Origin of the sequence: Streptomyces sp. URMC 127 (genome assembly GCF_051386535.1) — a bacterium.
In the GTDB taxonomy this organism is placed as follows: Bacteria; Actinomycetota; Actinomycetes; order Streptomycetales; family Streptomycetaceae; genus Streptomyces.
Window position 1 is genome coordinate 1 of the sequence record NZ_JBPQTW010000323.1, and the last position, 5,689, is coordinate 5,689.

Annotated in this window: 4 protein-coding genes; 1 reads left to right on the forward strand and 3 read right to left on the reverse strand. The window is 75.0% G+C overall.

Annotated elements, in window-relative coordinates; all coding sequences use genetic code 11:
- The coding region (locus tag ACSNOH_RS33100; protein WP_436725146.1) for a TerD family protein at positions 1-652 on the forward strand (652 nt) is incomplete at its 5' end.
- Here the strand turns inward: ACSNOH_RS33100 and ACSNOH_RS33105 are convergent.
- The 3 genes from ACSNOH_RS33105 to ACSNOH_RS33115 form a co-directional block, all read right to left on the reverse strand.
- Positions 627-1,703: an MsnO8 family LLM class oxidoreductase gene (locus tag ACSNOH_RS33105; RefSeq protein WP_436725149.1), complete on the reverse strand. Its 1,077-nt coding sequence runs from the start codon at positions 1,701-1,703 to the stop codon at positions 627-629. The genes ACSNOH_RS33100 and ACSNOH_RS33105 overlap by 26 nt on opposite strands.
- 26 nt (positions 1,704-1,729) lie before the next feature.
- On the reverse strand, positions 1,730-3,169 hold the full coding sequence (locus tag ACSNOH_RS33110) for an alkaline phosphatase PhoX (protein WP_436725147.1): 1,440 nt from the start codon (positions 3,167-3,169) through the stop codon (positions 1,730-1,732).
- Between the two features lie 652 nt (positions 3,170-3,821).
- Entirely contained in the window at positions 3,822-5,321 is a 1,500-nt protein-coding gene (locus tag ACSNOH_RS33115) for a hypothetical protein (protein WP_436725148.1), read from the reverse strand.
- Between the last annotated feature and the right edge of the window lie 368 nt (positions 5,322-5,689).

Sequence of the window (5,689 nt, forward strand, 5' to 3'; positions counted from 1 at the left end):
CCCGGCGGGGGGACGGCGGGTGCGCCGGCGCGGGGCCGCGCCCCCGGCACCGCCCGCCGCGGCCCCCGGCAGCGGGAAGATCAACCTGGACAAGGGCCGGGTCAGCCTGCAGAAGAACCAGACGGTGTCCCTGGTCAAGGGCGGCCGGCCGCTGACGCAGTCGGTGAAGATGGGCCTGGGCTGGGAGCCCGCCTGGGGCGGCCGCCCCATCGACCTGGACGCCTCCGTCATCGCCTACGGCCCCGACCGCAACATGATCGACGCCTGCTACTTCGGCAAGCTGCACATCCTGGGCGGCGCCGTCCAGCACTCCGGTGACAACCTCACCGGCGAGGGCTCCGGCGACGACGAGACGATCACGGTGCACATGGCCGGGCTGCCGCCGGAGGTGACGGGCCTGGTCTTCACCGTCAGCTCCTTCAACGGCCAGAAGTTCAGCGAGGTCGCCAAGGCGTACTGCCGCCTCCTCGACGCCCGCACCGGCGAGGAGCTCGTGCGCTTCGACCTCACCGGCTCGGAGCCCAAGACGGGCGTGCTGATGGCGAAGTTCATCCGGCAGTACTCGGGCGAGTGGGAGATGACCGCCCTCGGCGAGTTCGTGAAGTCCCGCACCGTCCGGGACCTCGTCAAGCCCGCGGCGCAGGCCCTGTGAGCGCCGGGGCTCCTACCGCCGGAAGGCCCGCGATCCGGGCCAGCCGGCGGTAGGAGTCCAGCAGCGCCTCCCGGTCGTAGGAGGAGGTGGTGACCAGCACCTCGTCGGCGCCGCTGCGCGCGACCAGCGCGCCGAGCGCGGCCGCCACCTCGTCCTCCGTGCCGTGCACGTGCCCGCGCAGCCCCTCCTCGTACAGGCGGCGCTCCCGCTCGGTCATCACCCGCGCCTCGGTCTCCTCCGCGGGCTCCAGGGGCGGGAAGACGCCGTGCGTCCGGGAGTGCGCCAGGGCCCACGCCTCGGGGACGAGCAGCCGGCGGGCCTCCTCGCGGGTGTCCGCGACGGCCACGTTGCCCGCCACCACGACGTACGGGCGCTGCCACCACGACGACGGCCGGAAGGCGTCCCTGTAGCGGGCGACGGCGGCGAGCATCCGCTCCTCGCCGTTCAGCCCGCCGATCACCAGGGCCGCGCCGGCGGCGGCCGCCACGTCCGCGCCCGCCTCGTTGGCCAGGACGAAGGCGGGGATCCGCAGGCCCTCGGCCGGGCGGGCGTGCACCCCGGCGTGCGGGCGCGGCCCGTCCGTGAACCAGCCCTCCAGCTCGGCGAGCTGCCCGCCGAACTCCCCCGCGGCCTCCTTCCCCGCGCCCAGGGCCCGGCGGATGCCGTCCGTGAAGCCGACCGAGCGGCCCAGGCCCATGTCGATGCGGCCCGGGAAGAGGGACTCCAGCACCCCGAACTGCTCGGCCACCACCAGCGTGCGATGGTTGGGCAGCATCACCCCGCCCGTCCCGACCCTGATCCGCGAGGTCGCGGCGGCCACCGCCGCGGCGAGCACGGTCGGGGCCGAGCCCGCCACGCCGGGCACGCCGTGGTGTTCGGAGACCCAGAAGCGGTGGTAGCCGAGCGCCTCGGCCTGCTGCGCGAACCGTACAGTGTCGCGCAGGGCCTCGGCCTGGGGGCGGCCCCGGCGGGTGCGGGAGCGGTCGAGTATCGAGAGCCGGATGGTCACCTCTGCTTCAACAAAGGCAGCCGGCCAGGATTCCCGGGGGATACCGGGGGATACCGGGGAAGGCCCGGCTACTGGCGGCGCCAGGGGCCGGTGATCGCCAGCATGATCCCGGGCTCCTGGATGTTGGCGAAGAGCGTCCTGCCGTCCGGAGAGAAGGTGACGCCGGTGAACTCGCTGTACTCGGGCTTCTGCGCGGTGCCTATGTTGAGCTCGTTGCGGGCGATCGGATACGTGCGGCCGTCGTCCAGGGCGCCGAGGAGGTGCTGCACGCCCTGCCCGTCCTCGGCGATGACCAGGCCGCCGTGCGGGGAGACGGTGATGTTGTCGGGGCCGTCGAAGGCGCCGTCCCGCTCCGGGTCCTTGTTGACGCCGAAGCGGACCTTCAGCGTGAGGGTCCGGCGCCGCGGGTCGTAGAACCACACCTGGCCGTCGTGCTGGGCCGGGCTCTCCTCGCGCGCGAACGACGCCACGACGTACGCGCCCCCGTCGCCCCACCACATGCCCTCCAGCTTGCGGGCCCGGGTGATCTCGCCGGCCTTGAACTGCTTGCGGACCGGGACGGACGCCGCGTCGCGGTCGGGCACGTCCACCCAGTCGACGCCGTACACCGTGCCGGGGCGGGTGGCGCGGGAGAGGTCGTCCACGAACCGGCCGCCCGAGTCGAAGCACTTGAACGCCTGCAGCCTGCCCGCGCCGTCGGCGAGGGTGCGCAGCCGGCCGCGGCCGTGCCGGAAGCCGGCCGGCGGGGACCAGCGGTAGAACAGGCCGTTGGGGCCCGAGGCGTCCTCGGTGAGGTAGAGGTGGCCGCGGGAGGGGTCGGTGACGACGGCCTCGTGCGCGAACCGGCCGAGGGCCTTGACGGGCCTGGGGGCCCGGTTGGCGCGGCGGTCGTGCGGGTCGACCTCGAAGACGTAGCCGTGCGGCTTCGTCATGCCGTTCTGCCCGGCCTTGTCCTCGGTCTCCTCGCAGGTCAGCCACGTGCCCCAGGGAGTCGCGCCGCCCGCGCAGTTGGTGGAGGTGCCGGCGATGCCGACCCACTCCGTGACGTGCGCGCCGTCGTGGGAGACCTCGACGACGGTGCAGCCGCCCGCCGCGGCCGGGTCGTAGACGAGCCCCTCCGCGAGCGGCACGGGGTGCTTCCAGCCGGCGCGGGGGCCCTTGAGCTCATGGTTGTTGACGAGCAGGGTGGTGCCGCGGGGGCCCTGGAAGGCGGCGGTGCCGTCGTGGTGGGAGGGGGTGTGCTCGCCCGACTCCAGCCTGGTGGCGCCGGCCCGGGTGACGACCCGGTACGAGAAGCCGGCCGGCAGGGCGAGCAGGCCCTCGGGGTCCTTAATGAGGGGGCCGTAGCCCGGCGCGCGGGCCGGGCGGGGGCGGGCGCCGCGCTGCTCCGGCACGCTGCCGGCCAGCGCCCCGGGGGCGCCGGCGAGGACGCCCACGCTGCCGGTCAGCGCCACGCCTGCGCCGGCGACGGCGGATCGCTTCGCGAAGTCTCTTCGGCTGAGGGTCATCTGCACTCCCGGGTCCACTGGCTCACGCGCCTACGTTCCCGTTCCCCACGGAATACGGTATGAACACCGCACGAAGCCCGGAAGACGACCGCGGGGCGCGCGGAGCCGCGCGCAGCGCGGGATCGCGGAGCGCCCCGCACGACGTCCGGGGCCACCGGCGGTGCCGAGCCCGGCTCAGGCCGACCGAGCACGGGCCCAGCCCCCCGCAGGGGGAAACGGCGAAAGGGCGGGACCGGGGCACACCCCCCGCCGCAACGGCGCGCAACCACCAACCGGCGCCACCGGCGGTGCCGAACCGGGCCCAGGCCGGCCGGGCACCGCCGCGCACCACCCCGGCGGCTGATCACCGCCGCGGCGGAAACGGCCTCCGGTCGGCTCGCCCCCCGCAGGGACCCGGGGCACTTCCCCCGCCGCGACGGCGCACAACCCCCGCGAACGCATCCGGCGGCGCCGAACCCGGCCCAGGCCGGCCGGCACCGGCCCAGCCCCCTGCAAGGGGAAACGGCGAAAGGGCGGGACCGGGGCACACCCTCCGCCGCAACGGCGCGCAACCACCGCCCGACGCCACCGGCGGTGCCGAACCCCGCCCAGGCCGGCCGGGCACCGGCCCAGGCCCCGCCGCAGCGGAAACCGCCCCGGCCCCCCGGACCCGTCAGGCCCGCGAGCGGGCCTTGAAGGCCGCCTTGCGGGCCTCCTTGGCCACCTTCTTCTCCGGGTGGAGATGCCCCATCGCCTCCAGCACGTCCGCCGTCGCCGGATGATCCACCCGCCACGCCGCGTCGAAGAACCCGCCGTGCTGCCCGACGAGGCTCTCCACCAGCCCGCGCAGCTCGTCCGTGTCGCCGGACGCCGCCAGCTGCGCGGCGATCGTGTCGATGGTCAGCCAGAAGACCATGTCCTCGCCCGGCTCGGGCACGTCCGCCGCCCCGTGCTCGGCGAGCCACACACGGGCGAGGCCGCCGAGCTCGCGGTCGTCGAGGACCTCGCGCACGGCCGGCTCGGCGCCGGCGCCGAGGAGGGAGAGCGTCTGCTGGCAGGCGAGGCGGCGGGACGGCGCGTCGGGGTCGGCGCCGCGCCCGGCGGCGAGCAGCTCGCGCGCCGCGTCCTCCGCGGAGCGGCGGCCGAGCCACAGTTCGGCCTCCGCGCGGGCGGCCGTCTCCGGGTGACCGGGCAGGGCGGCCAGGAGCGCGTCCGCGCCCTTGTCGGCGAGGTCGCCGACGAGAGGGGCGTCGACGCCGCCCTCCTGCATCCGGGCGCGCACGGCGAGGACGCCGAGCGGGGTGAGGGAGACCATGCCGTAGCGGCTGACGTCCTCCTCCTCGGGGCTGTCGGAGGCGACCCCGTCGACGGACTCGCGGATGTGCCCCTCGCCGTCGACCTCCTCGATGAGGGACTCGTCGACGGGCCGGTACGCGATGACGCCGGTGGGCGCGAGCAGCCGGAACTGGTCGTCCAGGCGCATCATCGCGTCGGAGACCTCTTCGAGGATGTCGTCCGTGGGCTCGTCCATGTCGTCCGGCACGATCATGGACGCGGCGAGCGCCGGCAGCGGCACGGGCCGCTCGGCGTCGCTCTGCTCCAGCGCGGTGAGGAGGTAGAGGTTGCCGAGGACGCCGTCGAGGAAGTCGGCCTCGCCCTCGGGGTCCCAGTCGAGGGAGTCCAGGTCGAGGTCCTCGCCCTCGGCGATCCGGTCGGCGATCTCGCCGAGGTCGGGCGCGGCGGCGTCGGCGAGGACGCTCTCGAAGCCGCCGAGCCACAGGTCGAGGATGTCGGCGGGGCTGCCGGAAGTGAGCGTGGCGAGCTCCTCGCCGGCAACGGCGGTACCCCGGGGCGCGTCCTCGGCGTCCTCGTCCTCCGCGGCGTCCTCTTCGTACTCCTCGAAGTCCACCAGCCCCGTGTCGAGCGCGTGCTGCCACGCGTCCATGGCGTACGCGGTGCCGTCCTCGTCGCCCGCGAGCCCGAGGAGCTCGGTCGCCTCGCGCAGCTGCCCGGCGAGCAGCTCGCCGCCGACCCCGACCGGGATGCCCTCCTCGCCGGCCCAGCGCGCGAGCTTCGCGGCGCGGGCGAGCAGCGGCGCGGACAGCGCGTCGCGCGCGAGCTCCGCGTCGGAGGGGAGCCGCACCGGCGGCATGGTCGGACGGTCTCCGGACATCAGGGTGGTCTCTCCTCGTGCTGACGAGCGCCGTGGCACGTGCGGTGACGTGCAGCGACGCGCGATGTGACAGGCGGGCGGCATACGGTGCGGCATGCAGCGCGGCATGCGGTGCGCCGTGCCGCGCCGCGCACCGGGCGCGGTGCCCAAGCGTAGACGGGTTTTCCTCCCTGCCGCCCGGTTCGCCGAACCGCCGCCGGACATACGGCTGACGGTTACCCGCGGAACCTTGACAACTTCCCCGGGCTCGAAAGACATTGACGCGCGTAGAGATCGTCAGGATCGCGTCAAGGACGATTCCTCCACGGCACCCCCCTGATATGCCCCTCACATCCTCACCGGAGGCCACCGTGCCCACTCCCCCTGTC

What these genes read in the sequence shown, in the direction of transcription:
- ACSNOH_RS33115 (WP_436725148.1), bottom strand. Translation starts at nt 5,321, where the DNA reads ATGTCCGGAGACCGTCCGACCATGCCGCCGGTGCGGCTCCCCTCCGAC.
- ACSNOH_RS33110 (WP_436725147.1), bottom strand. Translation starts at nt 3,169, where the DNA reads ATGACCCTCAGCCGAAGAGACTTCGCGAAGCGATCCGCCGTCGCCGGC.